The 20,616-nt window shown below is 53.5% G+C and carries 16 protein-coding genes; 2 read left to right on the top strand and 14 right to left on the bottom strand.

Translation table 11 applies throughout. The annotated features are described in order from the left end of the window. Window positions 1-73: 73 nt before the first annotated feature. Complete coding sequence (locus J2I48_RS19460) at window positions 74-844, top strand: tyrosine-protein phosphatase (protein WP_229376522.1); 771 nt, start codon at window positions 74-76, stop codon at window positions 842-844. On the opposite strand, the gene J2I48_RS19455 is transcribed toward J2I48_RS19460, so the two are convergent. The 14 genes from J2I48_RS19455 to J2I48_RS19390 all read right to left on the bottom strand — a co-directional run bounded on the left by J2I48_RS19455 (window position 831) and on the right by J2I48_RS19390 (window position 18,310). Then, window positions 831-1,976: an acyltransferase family protein gene (locus J2I48_RS19455; RefSeq protein WP_207337154.1), complete on the bottom strand. Its 1,146-nt coding sequence runs from the start codon at window positions 1,974-1,976 to the stop codon at window positions 831-833. The genes J2I48_RS19460 and J2I48_RS19455 overlap by 14 nt on opposite strands. Before the next feature lie 22 nt (window positions 1,977-1,998). Further along, the gene (locus tag J2I48_RS19450) at window positions 1,999-3,540 is read right to left on the bottom strand and encodes a capsule assembly Wzi family protein (RefSeq protein ID WP_207337153.1); all 1,542 of its coding nucleotides are present in this window, start codon (window positions 3,538-3,540) and stop codon (window positions 1,999-2,001) included. A gap of 49 nt (window positions 3,541-3,589) precedes the next feature. After that, a complete protein-coding gene (locus J2I48_RS19445) occupies window positions 3,590-4,843 on the bottom strand; it encodes a WcaI family glycosyltransferase (protein ID WP_207337152.1) in 1,254 nt (417 codons plus the stop codon). 11 nt (window positions 4,844-4,854) lie between these two features. Then, window positions 4,855-5,910: an acyltransferase family protein gene (locus tag J2I48_RS19440; protein ID WP_207337151.1), complete on the bottom strand. Its 1,056-nt coding sequence runs from the start codon at window positions 5,908-5,910 to the stop codon at window positions 4,855-4,857. A 4-nt stretch (window positions 5,911-5,914) separates the two neighbouring features. Further along, window positions 5,915-6,499, bottom strand: coding sequence for an LbetaH domain-containing protein (locus J2I48_RS19435; protein ID WP_229376514.1), 585 nt, complete (start codon window positions 6,497-6,499; stop codon window positions 5,915-5,917). A 33-nt stretch (window positions 6,500-6,532) separates the two neighbouring features. Then, window positions 6,533-7,768 (bottom strand): glycosyltransferase, encoded by a 1,236-nt coding sequence (locus J2I48_RS19430; protein ID WP_207337150.1) that lies wholly within the window; start codon window positions 7,766-7,768, stop codon window positions 6,533-6,535. Window positions 7,769-7,852: 84 nt separating this feature from the next. Then, window positions 7,853-8,515, bottom strand: coding sequence for an acyltransferase (locus tag J2I48_RS19425; RefSeq protein ID WP_207337149.1), 663 nt, complete (start codon window positions 8,513-8,515; stop codon window positions 7,853-7,855). 12 nt (window positions 8,516-8,527) lie between these two features. Next, window positions 8,528-9,664 carry a glycosyltransferase family 4 protein gene (locus J2I48_RS19420; protein ID WP_207337148.1) on the bottom strand — a complete coding sequence of 379 codons (1,137 nt, stop codon included), beginning with the start codon at window positions 9,662-9,664 and terminating at the stop codon, window positions 8,528-8,530. A 23-nt stretch (window positions 9,665-9,687) separates the two neighbouring features. Next, window positions 9,688-10,935 carry a glycosyltransferase family 4 protein gene (locus tag J2I48_RS19415; protein ID WP_207337147.1) on the bottom strand — a complete coding sequence of 416 codons (1,248 nt, stop codon included), beginning with the start codon at window positions 10,933-10,935 and terminating at the stop codon, window positions 9,688-9,690. A gap of 13 nt (window positions 10,936-10,948) precedes the next feature. Further along, window positions 10,949-12,568: a hypothetical protein gene (locus J2I48_RS19410; protein ID WP_207337146.1), complete on the bottom strand. Its 1,620-nt coding sequence runs from the start codon at window positions 12,566-12,568 to the stop codon at window positions 10,949-10,951. 18 nt (window positions 12,569-12,586) lie between these two features. Beyond that, window positions 12,587-14,137, bottom strand: coding sequence for a lipopolysaccharide biosynthesis protein (locus J2I48_RS19405; protein ID WP_207337145.1), 1,551 nt, complete (start codon window positions 14,135-14,137; stop codon window positions 12,587-12,589). Window positions 14,138-14,205: 68 nt separating this feature from the next. Then, a complete protein-coding gene (locus J2I48_RS19400) occupies window positions 14,206-16,566 on the bottom strand; it encodes a GumC family protein (protein ID WP_207337144.1) in 2,361 nt (786 codons plus the stop codon). A 74-nt stretch (window positions 16,567-16,640) separates the two neighbouring features. Then, window positions 16,641-17,318, bottom strand: a complete 678-nt coding sequence (locus J2I48_RS19395) for a sugar transferase (RefSeq protein ID WP_207337143.1) — start codon at window positions 17,316-17,318, stop codon at window positions 16,641-16,643. A 239-nt stretch (window positions 17,319-17,557) separates the two neighbouring features. After that, on the bottom strand, window positions 17,558-18,310 hold the full coding sequence (locus J2I48_RS19390; RefSeq protein WP_229376512.1) for a polysaccharide biosynthesis/export family protein: 753 nt from the start codon (window positions 18,308-18,310) through the stop codon (window positions 17,558-17,560). Window positions 18,311-18,985: 675 nt separating this feature from the next. Here J2I48_RS19390 and J2I48_RS19385 point away from each other — a divergent pair. Then, window positions 18,986-20,614, top strand: coding sequence for an ArnT family glycosyltransferase (locus J2I48_RS19385; protein ID WP_229376510.1), 1,629 nt, complete (start codon window positions 18,986-18,988; stop codon window positions 20,612-20,614). The last annotated feature ends 2 nt before the right edge of the window (window positions 20,615-20,616 follow it).

Below are 20,616 nucleotides of genomic sequence, written 5' to 3'. Positions count from 1 at the left end.
ATGAGGCTTACGTTGAGGTAATCTGTTTTGGGTGTTATCGCGTATCTTCACTTACTTCATTGGTTTCTTTTCCATGCGTGTAGACAGTCTGGTACAGTCGTTTAAACAGTTGTTTTCGCTCGCCCCTGACAGTGCCGGGCTGCGCGAACGCATGGAAGCGGTCTGGATGGTCGATATGCACAATCACCTTTTGCCGGGTATTGACGATGGGCTGACCACCCTCGACGACACCATGGCCTGTTTGACGCAGTATGCCGAATGGGGCATCCGGCGCGTTATCTGCACCCCCCACGTCAGTCAGGATTACTACCCCAACACAGCGCAGGCGATCAGGGCGTTGGGCGAAACCGTTCGGCAGGCCGTGGCCGAAGCCAACCTGCCCATCGACCTGACCGTGGCCGCTGAATACCTCCTCGATGAGCAGTTTGACGTGCTCCTGCGTACCGACGAACTACTCTCCTTCGGGTCGGCCCGGTACGTGCTGGTCGAAACGGGCTGGGCAGCGGCCCCCATGCAACTCGACCAATGGCTGTTTGCTATGCAGCTCAAAGGCTATACCCCCGTTTTGGCGCATCCCGAACGCTACCGCTACTACCAGACCGACCCCGGCCGGTTAACACAGCTTCGAGACCAGGGCTGTTTACTGCAGCTGAACCTGCTCTCGCTGGCAGGACGTTATGGGCCGCAGGCTAAAACACTGGCTATGAGTTTGTTACAGGATCGAGCCATTAGCTTTGTCAGCAGCGACCTGCACCGCACTGCTGACCTTGCTGCACTTCAAAAAATTGTTGAAAGTGCCGTCTGGTACCAATTGAAAGAGCAACCCCTCGTTAGGCTGGCGTAGCAGCCTGACCCACCACCACACCAGTTTCTGGCTGTTGGCTGAGTACGGGTTTGGCCGCGGTGGCTTTGAAGCGGTCTTTCAGCTTCAGAATTGGCTTCTCCAGCACGTAGTACGAGAACACGGCAGCCGCCACGGCCAGCAACAGGTTCTGCGGGAACTGAGCAGGCCAATACCCTTCTTTATCCGTTAGAAACAATTGCTGCCAGACGTACAGTGAATACGACAGCACACCCACCTGCACAAACGCCGCCGAGTTCAGTACCGTAGCCACCCGCGACGGAACATGAATGCTCCATAGGAGAATAAATAGAATCGACATGTTGTTGAGCGTAATGCCAATGGGAAGAAAATAAGCCCCCTGGTACCGGCCACTCAACATGGGCGAAATGATAAATAGAAATAGGCACAACGCGGTAACAAATAACCAACTATGCAACAGTGTGAGTATACGTCGATTGTTCAAGATTTTGTTTTCTAGTAAAGCCCCCAGACAACCGGTCAAAATAGCGTCGCCGCCGGTATGTAGCATCATACCTATTTGGCCCCGACTATCGGGAACAAAAAAATATGTAAGTAGTCGAATAATGGGCATCACTAAAATGAGTGTGATTGTAATCTGAATCAGCCTGATTTTAGTCAATTTTTTAAAGGCTAATGGCCAGAGTAAATAAAATTGCTCTTCCATTGATAATGACCAGAAATGGCCAAAAAACCAGTTGCCTTTGTCGTCGGGGCTGACGGGTGCACTCAGCAAATGTTTGTAATTCCAGAGATACAAACCGGCAAACACCACCAGCGAATAACTACCGAACATATCGGGTACAACAAACCATTTCAGCAGTAAAACAACCAGGATGTACAGGTAGAATACGGGAAAAATTCGGAACACCCGCCGGATGTAGAACTGTCCGATATGAATACTGCCCGTTTTCTTTTCTTCCAGCAGCAACAGTCTGGTAATCAGGTAGCCACTGATGACAAAGAAGACTTTAACGCCCAGGGCCGAATTGGAAAAAAAGGCATAAATTGGTGATTCGGCAATGGATTTTGGCAGGGTGTGGGCCGCATGACCCAGCAGTACCATGGTAATTGAAATGGCCCGTAGCCCATCGATGCTTTTAATGCGATTCATAGACTTACTTCTTGTTACAGGTCTATCTGAAGAATCCCTCTTTCCGGATAGTCAACATACCCCCCAGGTTCGAGCTGAAAATACGCCCGCTGTCGAAGGCTAGCTTTACGCCGGCCTGAAGGCCGCTGGCGTTCAGGCGTAACAGATTGTTTACCTCAAGGCTGGTATAGAGCTGATCGTAGTATTTTTTTGTATTTGGCCATTCGTAATAACGATTTGCTGTTACGAGCAAAACTACTGGTATACGGTCAGACACGAGGGCATATAGACCCAAATGAACGGTTTGTACGGCATTATTATTTACGGGCAATACCCAGCCAGGTTTGTTTTTGTCGGTAACTTCCATTTTTCGGTTAAACCACTCATTATTGTACCGCAGATCATTCGGTAAATCGTTGGTTCTGGTGAAAATTGGCGTGCCGATCACGTTTTTTTGCTGTACCCAACCCTCAATGTATTGACCGTTAAAAAAATAATTATCTCGGCCATAAATGGGCGATGTACCGCTGCGGTTTATGGACGTCAAAAATTCAACTGTCAGTTGTTTTAGCTGCACGGCCTGGTGTGAACTGGGCCTGTCTTTACGCCAGCGAATGCCAAACAGGCCGTCGGGGAAATTCTGGAATTTTACGCCCGATCCATCCTCGTAAATATGCTGATAGTAGAGGTACAGGTTCGACCGGGCAAACTGAACGTCCATGCCCATGTCGATAGATCCCAAATGGTTGCCTACCTGATTCAGCGAGTCGATGGTTGATATCTGCCCATCGTTGCCACTGACGGCACCTACGGGCCAGACCACGTTTTTGTAGGCATTCCAGTCGCTGGCGATGTGCCCCTCTTTCGCCACGAAGCTGGGCAGGTAAGGCGAGTCGCCGCCCCACTGCACAAAATGGTTGATGCCCCCGTAGAACCGGACTTTCCAGTTGGGTTTGCCAATGCGCAAAAACACCGATTTGGCGTGCAGCTTCACGTTGCGCATAGAGTCGGTGTTGGCAAACCAGCCGTGGCTGATGAAAGCGTTGACGGCAAACAGCCCACCCGCCATTTTCAGCGGGGCAAAGCCGTTGGTGCCCAGGCGTATCTGGGTAATAGGCAGTGCATTGCCCGACCAGGCAACAGAACCCGAGGTGAGCAGAGTGTCGGTGAGGCCGTTGATTTCTTTGCGCCGCCCCACATACAGCTCCCCGTGGCCGAACCGAATGGCGGCGTAGGCTTCAGGCAGCACCAGGCGAGAAGCCCCGTTCAGATTGGCCACCACCTCGACACCCGCTTTCAGGTAGGGTCGGCGTTGGGTGGGGTCGCCCCAGATGCCCACGGCACCCACACTGGCCAGACCCGTGGGCGAATTGAACGGAATAGTGCCAAACTGGTTCGAGCGAATCCAGAACGGAGTGGTGCCGTTGCTGGCCGCAATTCCACCCAGGGCTACCCGGTACCGAACCCCCTGCGCCGTGGCGGTGTCGGCCACGGGCCGGTTATAAAACTGACCAAACGCGGCTGCGTGGGTGAGCAAAATTGCGCCAAGCAAGCCGAGGAGCGAACATGGAGATAGATGTTTCATACGTTGGTTGTATGCTGAATGATGGATTCTGGACGCATCCAGCATCCCTTTAGGCAAGTGAAAGCGGCAGTGAGCGTTGTTGAAGATGGAACAGATCGGCCTCGAACTGCCGCAGAATGGCCTCTTTGCTCAGGTACTTCTGGGCGTAGGCGCGGGCGTTATGCCGGTAGTGCGACAGGTCGGTGGTGAGCGCGTGGGTGAGGCCCGCAATGAGGGCCGGGGCCGATTCGGGTTCAATCAGCAGGCCCATCTGGTGCGTACTGACCACGTCGTAGAGCGTAGTGTCCGGTACCGCCGATACCAGCGCGCACCCACCCGCCGCCAGCATACCCGTCAGCTTGGACGGCAGCACCAGGTCAGAGGCCGATTTTTTCTGCAATACCAGGTGAACATCCGGCGTGGCCAGCAGGGCCGCCAGCTTCTCGTAGGGCTGTAACGGATGGAAGTATACGTTAGTGAGCTGAAGCTGTTGCACCAGGGCCTCGAGCCGCGTTTTGCCCCCGCCCGATCCCACAATCAGAAATTTTACGTCGGGCTGCTGCTGAAAATGCCGGGCGGCTTCCATGATCAACTCCAGGCCCTGCTTTTCGCCCAGGCTACCCGAATACAGCACCACTTTGTCGGTGTCGCTCAGCCCAAATTCGGCACGGAGCGACTGGCTGCGGGGTAAGGGCCTGATCACCGTTTCATCTACCCAGTTGGGAAACAGCAGCGGTGTTTCGGTCAGCACGCGCTTGTCGGCCACCTTCCGAATCATGCCCTCGCTGATAGTCGACACCACCGAGGCCTGTTTCAGCATCCGGGCCTCAGCCGAAAAGAGCAGGTCGATAAAGCGTCCGTTTTTAAACATGCCCAGTTCTTTGGCCATATCGATTTGCAGGTCCTGCAAGTGAATCCAGAGCGGCGTGTTGGTCAGTTTGGCAAATAAAACGGGGAGCAGGCTGGCATGGAACGGCGGTGCTACGCAGATGACTGCATCGTAACGGGTTGAAAAACAACGTCGTAGCCATAGCGGAAAGCTGCTGAGCTGAAACGAAAACTCGTGGATCACCCGGCTCAGCGACGTCACCTTGTTGGGTACGTAGAGCGGGCAGCGATGCACCGTCACGCCATCGATGTGTTCGGTAAACCAGCCCCGGCCCCGGTAGGCAGGGTGCACCCGCCATTCGGGGTAGTAGGGCATGGCCGTAATTACGTCTACGGTATGGCCCTGCGCAGCCAGCCAGGACCCCATCTCGCCGGTGTATTTGCCCACGCCCGTGAGTTCCGGTGCGTAGTTGATATCGTAGATTAACAGGTTCATCGGGATGGCGGCTATGATACACGATTGGATACAGCGCGAACGGGGGCGGCAGCGGTAGACGACCGACGTACGGCTCGGCTCACGTATTTTGCCAGTTTATGCGACGGTTTTTCGACTACTAAAAAGAAAACATACGATACCGCCAGGGCCACTACAAGTTGCACTATTTTTAAGCCAGCACCCTGTAGCCAGGCTACTCCAAGTAGTGTAATCATGGCCGGTATAGTCTGGTGAATAATGTAGAGCGAATAACTCCAGCGGCCTGCCCGCTCCAGGATGGGTGATGGGATCCGTTCTTTGAAATAAATAATCTCTAGCCCCAGCCACCAGCACACAGGAAAGGCAAATGCATTCAGGGTAAATATATTGCTGGCAAAGGGCGAGTGAACGTGGAATTTAATAACCTGGAGAAAGACACTTGCGAAGAAAATACCCGCCCGAAGTATCCAGATTTGCGACGTAGCCGTATAGGAGAAAAGCTGATAATTTTCGGCAAGCCAACACCCTAGTAACCAGCAGGGTAGCCCAATAATCCAGGTAAGCGCTCCCAGATCAATATAATTATTCTGGGCAGCGGCAATCTGATCGAGGTTCGTGAAACAAACCATAAAATAAACAACGAAACTTGGCAGAATTAATTTGCCCCAGCTTAGCTTATTTCTGACCTGTAATAGTAGTGGATAAAGAAGATAATAAATCAGCTCGCAGATCACACTCCAGAATACACCATAATGAGGTACCGTTAATTTCAAACCCACCAAACTGTATACACCCATAGCGATTAATGCTGGCAAACAAATTCGAATAATACGCCGACTATAATAGGGATATAGTGGTACCGATTTGCACCCCACAAACGGGTAATGAATGCAAAAGCCGCTGATGATAAAAAATACGATAACCGCCGCCGGTCCGTTGAAGGCGTTGTCGATAAAGCCATTGATCGCGAACAGGATGGGGTTACTGGCCGACGCGACCAGGTCTGGCTTTGGAAAACCGAAATGGCCCAGCACCACAATGAGTGCACACACAAAACGGATAGTATCTATCCCTTTAATCCTTTCCATGATCTTATTCGGTGAAATTGGTCCGTGTTTTAACGGGGCGGGCGGGGTTGCCGGCGTAGATGGTCCAGGGCCTGGTGTGTTTCGACAGGATAGACCCGGCCCCCAGAATACTGCCCTCGGCACACCGTACGCCGGGGAGCACCACGGCTTTGGCGCAGATCCAGACGTAGGGTTCCAGCACCAGCTTGGTTGGCAGGTAAGTAAAGGCCGGGCTGTTGTAGTCGTGGGTGGCCCCGCAGAGGTAAGCATGCTGCGACACAATGGCGTGGTGGCCAATGTAGACCCCACCCGGATTGTACACCTCTACGTTGGGGCCAATGATGACCACGTCTTCTGTTTCCAGCAGCCACGGTGCCCAGATTGTGCAGTTGGAATAGATGGCGTTGTGGCGGCCAATTTTCCCGCCAAACAGGCGAATGACCCAAATACGCCAGGCGTGCAACGGCCGGGGCGTCCAGCTACAGAGCAAGGCCCAACTCATGATCCAGACCAGCCGACGTAGTTTGTTCTGGATGGAAAAGACCGGTTGCCGATACGGATCTTCAGCTACAGCGGCTGGTTTGGGTGCCGTGAGGGTAGGAGATAGCATAACCTGATTGACGGATTGTTGAGAAAAGGAAAATTAGGCGGCCTGTTTAAGGGGTCTCAGCATAGGCAATTTGCTACTGACGGCTTCTTTGAACCGTTCGGCGGCGGGCCGGATAGTGAAGTGCTCCTCGAACGTGTCGCGGGCCTGCCTGCCCAGCATTTTCCGCTCAGCGGGGGTAAGCGTGATCCACTGCTGCAACAGGTGCAACGTTCCAGCCGGGGTGTTGGGCACCACAATGCCCCCACCGCCTGCTGCTATTTCGCGCCAGATGTTAACCTGATCGGAGATGAGGGTGGGCGTACCGCAGGCGAGTGCTTCGGCCACGGCGATCCCGAAATTTTCCTGATGACTGGGTAGCACGAAGGCATCGCAGGTATAAAAGGCCCCCCATTTGGCCGCGCCAGACAGCATACCCGGGAAAAAGACGTTGGCGCTAATGGCCGGGTGCCGCTGCACAAGCTGCTGTACCAACTGCCCGAAGGCCGTGTCAAGCCCCGGTCCGGCAATGACCAGTTTGGGCAGCTCCATACCCGACGACGCCAGTTGCTGGCTCAGCTCGATGTAGGCGTTTACCAATAGGTCAACCCCTTTTTTGGGGTGAATACGGCTCAGAAACAACAAAAATGGCGTATTGGCTACCTCCGGGCATCGGGCCAGAAACGCATCCTGCATAGCCTGCTCAAACGGGGGCGGGGCCTCAATGCCATAGCCCACGTTGAGCTCAAGCTGGGGCCGGTAGGGGCTGAAGGTCTCCCGCGCCAGCAGCAGTTCTGTTTCGCAGGTGAACAGAATCCCATCGGCCTGACTGATGACGTGCTGTTCAATGAATTTCCAGTAAAACCAGTTGCGAATGGCCTTGAGTTTGCGGTCAACAGCACGCTGAAAATAGGGGTCCAGCATACCGTGTGGCATGACAAACCACTGGAGCGGCTTTTTAACTTTTGCCATTCGGTTATACTGCCGTACGGCTTTTCTGACCGCCTGCGAATGGTAGGACCACAGGCCGTTTGTTACCACGACATCGAACCGATGTAAATTCTCGCGCAGCCAGGGGGCTAGTTTAGGGCTGTAGAACCACTGGTTTTTGCTCGTACCCAACGCATGAACGGGAAACGGGTCTGTGCCCAGGTAGGCAGCCGTGGGTGGATCGAAGCAGACTATCTCGCGGTAAACCTGAAGTGCTTCCAGCACCGGCGACGATGTTCGGATACCCTGGCAAGGCCCGCCAGACAGGGGGTCCATGCTGCTGATAATGTGTAGTACACGCATAGCGTAGTGAGCTTGTTCATAACATTGTTCCATTGAAAGAGCACAGTTCTAGTGGATAAAGAGGGCAAGCGTAATAGAGGTAGGCTAATAGACAAAGCCATCGGCCCGGGTAAAGTATTTTGCCTCGCGTGAGATGGTATTCACGGCTTTGGCTGGTACGCCGCCGTAGAGTACCCACTCGTCGGTGAAGGATTTATTTAGTAATGATTTTGCCCCCAGCACCGACCTGGCCGGTAAACTGGCCCCGCCCAGCACGACTACGTTGGTACCCACAAACGTGTAGGCACCAATATGAATGGGCGCGCTGTCCTGCCGACTGGTGGTGACGTCGATAGAGTGGGTAAGCAACTGCGAGTTGTAGCCCGCCACGGTGCTGAACGCCCCAATCTCGATCAGGTTGGTGCAGTCTATATGGTGGTTTTTGGTAATCGCCGCCGACTCGCCCAGGTGCAGTTCGGCCCGGCGGTCGGCCTGGTGCTGAAAATGCCGCGAGTGTTCGTGTTTCGACATGCCCGTGATCCAGTTGCCCCGGCCAATAGACGCATTTTTTGCCAGCGATATCAGGTCGAGGTGAATGGCCGTGTTGAAATGGTCGATCCGGCTGCCTTCGGCCATGATTAGTTTTCTGGGATATACCCAGGCCAGGCCAATGCGGGCGCTAGGGTGGATGTCGTAGTGAAACCACCGCCTCAACACCACTCGTTTCAGGGACCATGGCAACAAAACGGTCAGTGCTTTCAACAGCATAACGGGTTGGGTTTAAGCGTGATGGAGGTCCAGGTAGGCACTAATCATGGCCTGGTCTGAAAACCGGGTGCAGTTGCTACGCCCCTGCTCGATGAGCTGGGAACGAACGCGGGCATCCTGAAGGGTGAGCAGGGCGCGGGCAAACTCGTGCGGGCGGGTGGGGTCGGCAAAGAGAGCCGCCCCGCCGCTGACTTCGGGCATGGGGGCCAGCGTGCTGGAAATGACGGGTGCTTCGCAGGCCTGAGCCTCAATAACGGGCCAGCCGAAACCTTCCGAAAAAGAAGGAAACACCAGGGCCTCGCAGTGGCTGTAGAGCGCCTGAAGGGTGGCATGGTCTGGCCGGGCCACCGATACGACCCGCTCCTGGAGGTTTAGCTTCCGGGCGTGGTCAACCAATCGGCCTTCTACGGCCTGCCCGGCATAGCAGATAGACCCCTGCCATTGATCGCCCAATTGGGCCACCATGTCGAGGAGCATCGACCGGTTTTTGCGGGGTAAATCTGACCCTACGTACAGAATAAAAGGCTTGTCGGTTTGTAGCCCGGCTCTGGAGAGCAGGTGCTGGGCCTCGGTACTAACAGTAGGCGCAAAAGGTGCATTGAAGGCGTTATGGATGGTCAGCCAACGCTGTTCGGGTTGCCTGTTAACGGGAGCAAGCACCTGCAACTGGTTGAGCGTGGTTTGGGTGACGGCGGCAATTTTCCGGGCGCTGGTCAGGTGCTTGAGAATCCATTTCTGGTAGATCTTGCCCGTTTTGCTGGCCGGACAGTAGGCATCGGCATGACCCAGCGCCCCCCGAATGGCCAGCACGTCGTGGCAGGTGATCACGGTTCTGTCGGTGGGCAGCACCCCCAGGTAAGGCGCGTTGGAGTGGTCGCAGATGTGGAACCGAAGGTCTTTTTCGCCCCGCCTGCTCACGTTCACGCGCCACCACACCAGCAGCGAAAAAACAACCCATTTGTCCAGGTAACTCAGCCATTTGCCCAGGCCCGACGTGGTGCTTTTCGTTAGTTTGCCAAACAGCAGCGTGGGGTACCAGATTTCGGTCTGGACGGCCGCTTTTTCTAGTCCTTCCTGCAACATGAGCGCAAACCGATGCATACTCTGTTGACGATCAGGCAGGTAGTTTCCAAGTAAAATGATACGCATGGTGGAGAGATGGTTTACAATAGCTAACACCCATTAATAGATGACACGATACTGTTGCCGTACTGTTGCCAGGTGTAGGTGGCTGCGTGTTGCTGCGCCAGCTGCCCCATGGTGGGTATGGCGGCGCGGTTGTCGAGAAACCACTGGAGTTTTTCGGCGATGGCCGCTGGTGAACGAATAGGGATCAGGAAGCCTGTTTTACCTTCCTGAATCAGGTCGTGGCCACCGGTATTGGGTGTAATCAGCAGGGGTAGGCCCTGGCTCATGGCCTCCTGCATCACCAGGGCGCGGCCTTCTACAATAGAGGGCAGGCAAAACACATCGCAGCTGCGCATCAGGGCCAGTACGTCGGCGTGAGAGCGACCCGGTTCGTAGGTGAAATGAGGTAACTGGCTGCGGTAGAACGACATGGGTGCCTGTAGCGACCCCAGCACCACAAGTTCTATAGCCGAACTGTTGAGCAGTTTGATGGCGTCGAACAAGTCGCCTAGTCCTTTGCGCTGCCCCATAGACCCGGCAAAGAGTACGCGCAACGGGCGGTTGGCGGTGGGTGCGACGGGCACGGTAGCGGGGGTGGTGAACGTGGGCGTGCCGAAGGGGGCCATCACGACCTGTTTGGTTTTGGCCCAGTTGGGTAGCGAGTCGTTCACGAAATAGCTGGGTACCACCACCAGGTCGGCCAGTTCCAGTTCGTGGCATTTGCGCTCCAGCTTTTCGGGCGAATCCTGGGTGCCGCCGCCCAGGGTAATGGCCCAGGCGGGAAGCCGTTCGGCCTCTTCGTGCATCAGCCGACGACCCGTAGACCAAAAGGCAATGGGCAATTCATAGACGCATTTGATGCCCTGCTTTTTAGCCTCGGTAAAGGTAGCCAGTGCGCCATCTTCGTAGGCATATACCGCGTTTATTGGCCCGTGGGTGCTGGCGCTGAGGCGCTTAGACACTCTGCGGTCCAGCTGCCGGTATACGGCATCGACCGAAAAGGGGCCGGTTTCGTGGCGGGTTAACTGCCGAAAACCCGACATATTGGCCAGTTGCCGACCCAGTTCATACCAGGGCGACTGGTGCGAATAGGGCTTCAGCACGGCATCATACTGCCGACGATGCAACTCGTTGAAGTAAGGCAGCTGCCCAAGTTTCTCCAGCAGAGTGCCCGGAAACGTGGTCACCGTGGTGTGGAATTCGGCCAGCATATCGTTCTCCAGCAACGAGGCCGTGAGCGCCCGAACAAATGTGTTGCCCGTGGGGTGAACAAGAATGGTTTTGCTATTCATGGTTATAAACAGACTAAGCCGCCAGACCAGCCGGTGATTTTTTGAGGTAAGCAGGGCTCCTCCTGACCAGCAGGACCATCAGGATAAACATCAGGAAAGGCACTTCAATCCAGCCCCGGAAAAAGAAGCCGAAGAACTCAGAGATCGATTCGATGCCGGGGCCTGCGCTGGTGCAGAAAAAACAGAGGTTAGCTGTTTTAAGCCCTGCGAAATAGCTGAACGTGACGTTGACCTGCCCTTTTTGGGTTACTCTATCGTTCCGCGTCACGTTGATCTGCACCAGTTGATCCACAATGGTGAAGAGCAATAGTGCCAGACCGCCAATCACCAGCAGGTACCACCAGTCGAAGATGGCGTAGGATGACCCCAGCAGGTTGCCCACCCTGAACCCACCCACTACCCAGTCGTCGCCGGTGAATAGCTGAAGCAGAAAGTCGCCGCTGGAGCCAGAGAGCGCCTGCTTTTTGTTCACCTTCATGCCCAGCAAATCAATCACTGGCGTAGGAAACCAGCTCAGCGCCCGGTCAATTTCAATGTCGATAACGCTCTGCTTGTCTTTGCCAATGAGGTTGTTGGCAATGTCAATGCTGTTGTCGGCGTATTTGAGGTTACAGAGTCGGGAGAAAAACACGTTGTCGACATAGTTTTCGTCCCAAGTGTCAGAGGCCTCGTAAAAAGCGAGCGTGCTTTTTATTTTCTCATCATCGCCCATGGCGTCGAAGGTTTTGGCGATCAACTCAGAGGTGCTCATCTCGGTCCGGTCTTCGCGCACGGCCACCAGGCTCAGGGCAACACGGGGCAGAACACCAAACAGCAATACTCCCCCAACCAGCGCGTAGAGCAGCAGTTTCGATTTGTCAATAGATTTTGTCATGCCATACAGGTTGGCCAAAATCAGCAGCAAACCAATGTTGGTGAAGCCGAAAAATATGTCGGACCGGTGGTTCTGCGCGATCCCCACGATGACCGACGAGATAGGGTACAAGTAGAGTAAGCGGCGTTGTCCTTCGCTCATGGTTCCGGTTACGGGAAACAGCTTCGGCACAAACAGAATGTAGGGCAAATAGGAAATGATGGAGAAGCCTTCCAGCAGTTTGATAAGCGTGTCATCATTGCCGCTGACGTGCCTAAACGGCGCCGTGATGGAAATAAAAAACAGGCTGGCAAACCCCATCAGAAAGACCTGACTGACGTTAAGAGGCTGAAAAATGGTTAGTTTGCTGTAGACCGTCCTGTAAAACTTGGCCACGTTGCGGGTGGGCTTAAAATTCCGGTAGATGATGTGCGTCAGCACCAGGGTCACAAACAGGGCCGTTGTGTGCAGGTAGATATCGAGCGGGTTTTTCAGGTTGTTAATGACCTGTTTGCCTTCCAGCAGCGTGATAATTGGCGGGAGAATGAAGTAGGAGAGCAAATAGCCAAACAGCATCATAAACGAGATGGGGTAATACAGCATCTTCGGCCTGAACAGATACGACAACCCGGCGTAGCTAACGCCAATTGACAGTATATTGACAATGCAGCAGTCAACGTTGTCGAGGTAGAAAATTACCTGCAACAGACAGGCCAGTACAGACACCTTCAGCAGGATCCTTCTGACGTCGGCGACGTTATGAAAATGCTTGATAACCATAGTCGTGTTGAGTCGCGCTCACTTCGTTAATACCATACTATACACTTTCTGAATCGAGGGGAAGCGCATCAGAACAGCGTTGATTTTATGAATAGCCACGTCTGACAACTGCCTGATATACAGTCTTATGTTGACCAAAAGAGCTACAAACGTCAGGATAGTGATGAGGTCTTTGCCAGCGGGTATCAGCACCATGCCAATCATGCCAATAGCCGCAATCAGCACCGATACCGAAGCACGGGTAAACTCCTTGCGGGGCCACGCCAGCCCGTTTGTTTCCAGCCAGTTTTGGGCCTGCTTTTGCGCCAGCAAGGCCAGCATCAGTTCGCCACTCAGCAAGGCGTAACCCGCCCCCACTACCCCCACAAACGGCACCAGGGCCACCATGCTCACCAGCACCATGCCTGCCACCGCCCCAAAGATGCGGAGTTGCGCTTTCAGCAAATTATTGCCGATCAAGATGGCCATGGCAGGTTGGGCAATGGCATAGACCAGAATACTGAGCGACAGCAGCGCAAACAGCAGGGGGTTGAAGACTATTTTGTGCGTGGTCCAGTTGGCAAACAACGGTTTCACCACAAATTGAAGCCCCACAATGCCGGGTGCCAGCAGCGCCACCACCACAAACCAGATGGTAGAGAAGGCTGCCTCCATCTTTTTCTGTTCCCGCAGGGCTACAAAGCGCATGATCTCGGGCATGAGTGGGTTCACCAACGTAGACAGCCCCTGTAACGCCACGTTCGAGACGGTGCGCATGGTTGAAAACGCCGCCAGGCCTGCTACCCCCACTAGCGGGGCCAGCACCAGCCGAATACCCTGCTGCCGAAAGCTTTCCAGAAAATAGCGCCCGGCTAGTGTGAGGGAGGTGACGTAGTTGGCAAACCCGTAGCGAAGATCGGCTTTCTGGATGGCCAGCCCGTGTTTTTTCAGCAAGTGCCTGATGTCGATGTACTCGATCAGCACCACACACAACTGGCTGATTGTAAACACAATACCCACCGTGAGCAGGTTGCCTCCCAGCAGTACGGCCACCACCGTGGCCAGTGTAGACACGATGGCGTTGAGTAAATCCCACCAGCACATTCGGGGAAAATAACCGTATACGCTTAAGGCCCTGAAAAAAAGGCCAGTACTGTTGCCCAGAAACAATACCCCCGAACAACTGATCAGCAGTACCCACTTGGTCTGGTTCACCAACTCGGGCTGTATGGCGTGGTGGTAGTTGACCTGTTCGACCACCGGAAACGAAAACAGGACCAGCGCCAGTAGGGTTAGTTCGGCCACACCAACCAGTAACAGGACGTCAATGCCGGACCAGAGCCTGCGCCTGATGTCGTCTTTTCTGTGGCTGCCCAGCTTCAGAAACTCATAGCCCAGGTAGTCTACATGCCCTTTGTCGAGGGTAGTAATCACCAGCGTAATGGCCTGAACCGTGATCCAAATACCGTAGGTTTCTACTGTCCAGTGAGCCAGGTAGATAGGCACGAGCGCTAACTGTGTCACCATCGTGACCAGAATGCGCGCCCAGGATGCCAGGCTTCCGGAAAGTAATCGTCGGGTGGTTGACATGCGTAATGGTTGGTTAATAAACCAGCTAGAATGTGCTAACGCAGCTATGTATACGTTAAGACTTTCGCCTACCGGCTGAAGAGTTTACCAAACATGCCCTTCTGCTCGTGTTCGCCGTAGCTATAGCCCTTGCCCTTATAGCCATAGCCGTAGCTGTAGTACTGTTCTTCGCCATCACCCACGGCGTTGAGGACAATGTTGAGCTTGTTGAACCGCTTCTCAACATACAGCGACTCGATCATTTTAAGGTAGCTCTTGGGCGTTACATCGTGGCGAATCATAAACATAGTGGCGTCGGAGTAGGGCGCAATGAGCTGCGCATCGGTCACCAGGCCCACCGGCGGCGCGTCGATGATGATGTAGTCGAACCGTTGGCGCAACTCCGCAATCAAGGTTTCCAGCCGGGGGCCGCTCAACAGTTCAGAGGGGTTTGGGGGCAGTGGTCCCGACGTGATAATGAAGTAGTTATCGCAACCCGGCACCGGTTTTACCACCTCGTCGACGCTGATTTCGCCAATGAGGTAGTTGCTCAGGCCATTACCTACGGGCAGGTCGCCGAGCGAATGACGCAGCCGGGGCTTGCGCAGGTCCATTTCCAGGATCACCACCCGCCTGCCGGCTAATGCCAGGCTGGCCCCCAGGTTGAGCGACACAAACGACTTGCCCTCGCCGCTGATGCTCGACGTAAAGAGCAACACCTGGCTACCCTCGCGGCTATCGCGCAGGTATTGCAGGTTGGTGCGCAGGGTACGAATCTGCTCGGCAATAATCGACTGGTTGTTAAGGGCTACCACTAGCGCGCCCGGTTGCCGCTTCTTGACCACTTCGCCCAAAATAGGCACGTGGGTGTTCGATTCTACGTCGGTCCGGCGCATGATCCGGTTGTTGAGCGCATCGCTGGCGGCAATGCCGGCAATGGGTAGAAACAGGCCAATCAGAGCAAACAGCATATAGACCGTTTGCTTGTTTGGTTTCACGGGCCGCAGTTCAGACCGGGCCGCATCAACGGTGCGGGAGTCGGAAATGGTTGAGGCGAAGGACACGGCGGTTTCTTCGCGTTTCTTCAGCAAGTAGGTGTACAGGTCGTTTTTAATGGCCTGCTGCCGGGTAATGTCCATTAGTGCTCGCTCTTTGGCCGGCAGGGTTTTTATGACCCGCTCCATTTTGTTGTTGTTGCCCACGTAATTTTTCTGGGCAGTTACGAGCATGTTTTTCATCGTGGCCACGTTCTCCGTAATGTTGGCTTTGGTGGCTCGTATCTGGCTTTCGATGGTAACCAGCAACGGGTTTTCTTCCGACGTAGTGCGCGCCAGCTGATCGCGTTGCCCTTCCAGCTTTGTCATCTCTTCAATCAGGCCCAGTAGTGTGGGGTCGTTGAGGCCCACGGTGGCTGGCGCTCCTGCCCGCGAACCGGGTTGCCGCTTCAAATACGTTTCCAGGTCATGGAGTGCCCCCAGCTGGATGTTTACCTGGTTGAGTTGAGCGTCATTTTGTTGCACAGTTTCCAGGAAACCCTGCGCCTGGGTGCTCAGATCGGTGATTCCCTGGCTCGACTTGTAGTTTTCAACCCCCCTTTCAACCGTGGCCAGTTCGCCGGAAATCAGCTTCAGCCGCTCTTCAATGAAGTGCAGGGTGTTGGCCGCCACCTGATTTTTGTCCATCACGGCGGCTTCGTTATAAACGCTGATGAGCCGGTTCAGAATAGCCTCGCCTTTGTCAGCTACCGGGGTTTCAACGCTCAGCACAATCACCGTCGACGATTTGCTGGTTGGTTCGGCCTTCAGGTTTTTCAGCATGTTGTTGGCCACATTTACGGGGTCAAGCAACTGCACATATAGGGTCGGCAAGTTGTCGCTGATGGGCTTATTGGCCACAATGCGCAGTCGGCCATAGGGTGTATTCACCCCGGTATTGACCCGGTAGGTCTGGTCGTTGAGGGTGACAGTCTGGTTTGAATGGAATTGAATGGTGAGAAAATCACTGCCGGTCACAGTACCCCCTGATTCTTCAACAATGAGTTGGATAGGCGATTGCTTGTAAATCTCACGTTTGCCGTAGGGCGTATCGCGGAAGTAAACAGCGCTCAGGTTAAGTTGCCTGGCCACTCGGTCCATGAGGGTATACGATTTAAGGATCTCGATTTCATTTTCGACCACTTTTTTAGGGGCAAAAATTTCAAGTTCTTTCAATACGCTCTCCTGGTCAATACCCTTTTTTTCGTCTTTTATGAGGACGCTGGCCTTGCTTTTGTAACTGGGTGGCTGATAACGTAGGTATATATACGCCGCAGCAATAAGGATGCCAATTGACAATAAAAACCAGTACCAGTTGCGGAGATATTTGAACACCACCGCCCTGATATTGATCGTATCGGTGTCGACATTCTGATAGGGCACATAAGAGTAGCCCTCTTGCAAGTTCGTTTCCATTGAGTTGAGAATTAATAAGGTAAGTAAGCTGCCACCGCGCAGTTGGCTGAGGGTGGGAAGTTAAACGGCTGTAGTCAGTAGGCATTCGTGCAGCCCGTCAGCATTTGCCGGGCGGTTGCCCAGCAGAGGTAGACATCGAACAGGAGCGATTGCCGTTTCATGTAATGTAGATCATATTTCACCCGGTGCCGCATTTTCATTAAGCAAGCTTCGCCCCGTGCGCCGCGTACCTGTGCCAGCCCGGTTATGCCTGGCTTCACGGTATAGCGGTAGCGGTAGTTGGAGATAGACGCCCAATACTGCGCATCGTGCGCCACGGCATGGGGGCGTGGCCCTACAATGCTCATATCGCCCAGGAGCACGTTTAGAAACTGGGGCAATTCGTCGAGGTTGGTTTTCCGCAGAAAACGCCCAATGGCCGTCACCCGTGAGTCGCTGGCGGTAGCTTGCCTGAAGGTTGCGTCTGCCTGATGCCTCATGGTTCTGAATTTGAAGCAACCAAATACTGTGCCTCTACGTCCGGTGCGCTCCTGAATAAACAAAGCGGGTCCCGGCGAGCAGGCGCAAATAGCTAAACCCATCAGGGGGAATAACCATGAAAGGACAAACACACAGACCAGCAGGGCAACGGCTACGTCGAAGATACGCTTGCCGTACTGGGTGTACCAGGTTTGTTGAACGTCATTTGTTACCCAAATTTCGGTAAAAGTAGAACGCCTGTTTTCATTGACAGTTGAGTGGAGGGGAATCATAAAAATGCCCTATTAGAGTGAAACAGAACTAGCTATATGTCGGTCATTAACGATTGCAACGCGTTTATTGGCGCTTAAACAGGTACTAATTGAAAAGAAAAAGCGGATACTAATCGAAAAGAAAAATCGTCGTCAACTAAAGGCTGTTCGTACTAAAAAAGGCTGTTATCTACACACTACGGGGCTGTTGGCACTATGGGCAATGCACTATATGGGCTGTTGATATAAAGGGGGGTAGGCTACTTCCGCAGTAACACATTGGTCACGACTACGGCAATGACAGATAAGGTACTGAGTACGATGGGCATAACCTGGTAGAACCGGTCGGCGGCAGCGGCCCGCGAGGTGCCTGGCTCTACATACACCACATCATTTGGGTGCAGGTAGTAGTAAGGCGACCGAAATACGTCGCGTTTGGTGAGGTCGAGGCGGGTGTAGTTTCGCTGCCCGTTTTCTTCCCGAATGACCAGGATGTTTTTCCGTTGGCCATACACCGTGAGGTCGCCAGCCAGGCCGAGTGCTTCGGGCAGCGTGATGCGCTCATTAGGAATGTTGAAGAGCGAGGGGTGATTGACTTCCCCCAGCACGGTGATCCGGAAGTTGAGGTTGCGGACCGTAACGGTAGGCTCTTTGAGGTAAGGCTTCAGTTTCTGCCGAAGCCGGTCGGCCACCTGCGTGTTGGTTTGCCCCACCACCGGCACCCGCCCTATGATGGGCAGCGAGATGGTGCTGTCGGCAGCTACTGAATAACCCGTGGCAACCGGTAGTGGCGTTGTCGGGGTAGACAAGGTTGTTGGCGTGTTGGCCGGCACCGAATACGGATTGAAGAAAACGGTTGCTTCGGGGTTCAGGCTGTTAACCTGAATAGAAAGCAAATCGCCGGGCTGAATCACCGACGCATACGGTTTCAACAACGTGGAGTCTGGCCGATTGGTCAGGTCCTGGAAGTAGACTAGCTGTTTGGTATTTACGCAACCAGATAGACTATTCATCCCAGCGAGCAAGGCTAATATGCTCGCAAGTCGACCGGACACAATACGGATTGGTTCGTAGTGTTTTGGCATCTCATCATACGTGTAAGTGTGAGCAAATGGGGGGGCTGTCACCACAGCTATTTTGCCCCTTTTGCCTAGAAAGTGAGCGAAAGATAGAAGTGGTTGTCGACATTCCTAATAGCAAGAACAAAAAAAATAGTAAGTGGTTTGAGCCTTATTTATAGTTAGTCTGTTACCAAAACGGCATCTGAAAAAGCTATACGATTATACAATATATTTATTATTGTTTACTTAACGTATCTGCATCAAATTTGAGTAGTTCGGAAAAACGCTCAAACTGGTTATCTCAGAATGATCGTACTACTACCGATAAAGAATAGAATTTAAACTACTGATAATCAACTATTTAAATTATGGTGTATGTACACCTAATCTATGACATTAGTTATTAGTGACTAGTTCGTTGAATATATAAAATCAGTAGAATTAATTTGTAACTTATAGTAACTTAACTATGTAGCATACAGCCGCTTTTATAGGTAAAACAAGTTTTTAGAGCTGTAAAAAAATTGATTAACAAGCCAAATTTTAATGTGACCATGAACCACTTTTGGTCTTTCGGCACTTTTGGGTTAGCACAGATCTTGACTTTGGGTGTATCTAGCAACCTTAATGCAACGACTCAACATGGAACTTTTCTACGTCCCCTCAACAGCAGCGAGGCTGGCTGCCCACCCCCTTAAACTCGTGGTTATCTGTGTGGGTTTACTTTGGGTGCTGGTGTCGCACCTTGGGTTCATGCCACTCGATACCGGCGACGAAGCTCGCCGGGCCTTGGTGTCGCTAGAGATGATTCTCTCCGGCGATTATATTACGCCCACACTGCATGGAGAACGGTATTTCAACAAACCACCGCTCTATAACTGGCTCATTGTTAGCTCTTATTGGCTCTTTGGTACGTATTCGACCTTTGCCCTGCGATTTCCCATGCTGGTGTCGCTGGTGCTGTTGGGTGTGGTCATGTTCAGGTTTGTGCGGCGATATGTCAACGCAACGGTGGCCTGGTCGTCGGCGTTGATGATGCTGACCAACGGGCGCGTTCTGCTCTATGATTCTATGCTGGGGCTGATCGAAATCACGTTTGCGCTGGTGACCTACCTGACTATGCTACTGGTCTATCACTACGATCAGAAACAGAAATACTGGCTACTCTACACCACAAGCTACGGGCTAACGGCCGTTGGTTTTCTGCTAAAAGGGTTGCCCTCTGTTCTGTTTTTGGGCCTTACGCTGCTGGCCTGGTGCCTATATACCCGTCGGTTGCGGTTGCTGCTGCACCCGGCTCACTGGGCGGGTATGGGGCTGTTTCTGCTGCTAACGGGGAGTTACTACGTTGCCTATTTTAGCCAGAATCACATTTCCGTTCAGGACGTGGCGGGGGTGCTATTTCATGAAAGCGCTAAACGTACTGGTCTATACCTTGGCTGGCTGGCCACGGTCATTCACCTGGGTACGTTCCCGGCCGAAGTGATCTACCACCTGATGCCCTACTCGCTACTGCTGGTGCTACTGGCTCAGCGAAACATAGGGGCCGTGCTCCAAAAAAACAGGTTTATTGCCTTTAACGCTCTCACATTTGGTGCTACTATACTGGTTTATTGGCTTTCTCCGCAGGTATACGGCCGGTACCTGATCGATCTGGCTCCTCTGCTGTTTACGGTCCTGTCCTACCTCTACCATAGCGAATCGGCAGGGGCAAACCCCCGGCGTTTCTGGATTGAACGGAGCTGGCTGGTGTTGTCGGGGGTGGTGGCGGTGGGTATCTGGACGGCCGTGTTTTACCCCGCTACGCGCTCATTGCCGGGGGTAGTCTGGAAAACAGCCCTACTGTCGGGGCTGCTGGCTGCGCTGGTCTGGCAAATGAGCCGCCGCGATGCTAACCAACTACTGCTCATTGTAGGTGTGCTGATTGTGATACGGATGGGGTTCAACTGGCTGGTGCTACCGGGCCGGGCGCAAAAAAGGCAATTCTACAAAGACACGGCTACGCAGGCAGCGCAGGCTACACTGGGTCATCCCCTCTACAGCTACAAGGCCACCGTTGGGGCCGACGGCGCCACCGACCTCAGCGCATTTCATATTGCGGCCGTGCGGCGGGAGATTCTTCGCAAAACGGCCAGGAAGATACCAGGGGCCTATTATATCGGCGACTCAGCTACGTTGGCATTCGAACGCTACCAAACTATCGGGCACCTCGTTTTGTTCGACCGGCACCGGGCTAGTGTGGTACTGTTTGATTAAAC

Source organism: Fibrella aquatilis (assembly GCF_017353255.1).
Lineage (GTDB): Bacteria > Bacteroidota > Bacteroidia > Cytophagales > Spirosomataceae > Fibrella > Fibrella aquatilis.
The sequence above is the reverse complement of the archived record's forward strand: the minus strand, read 5'-3'. Positions and strand labels throughout refer to the sequence as shown.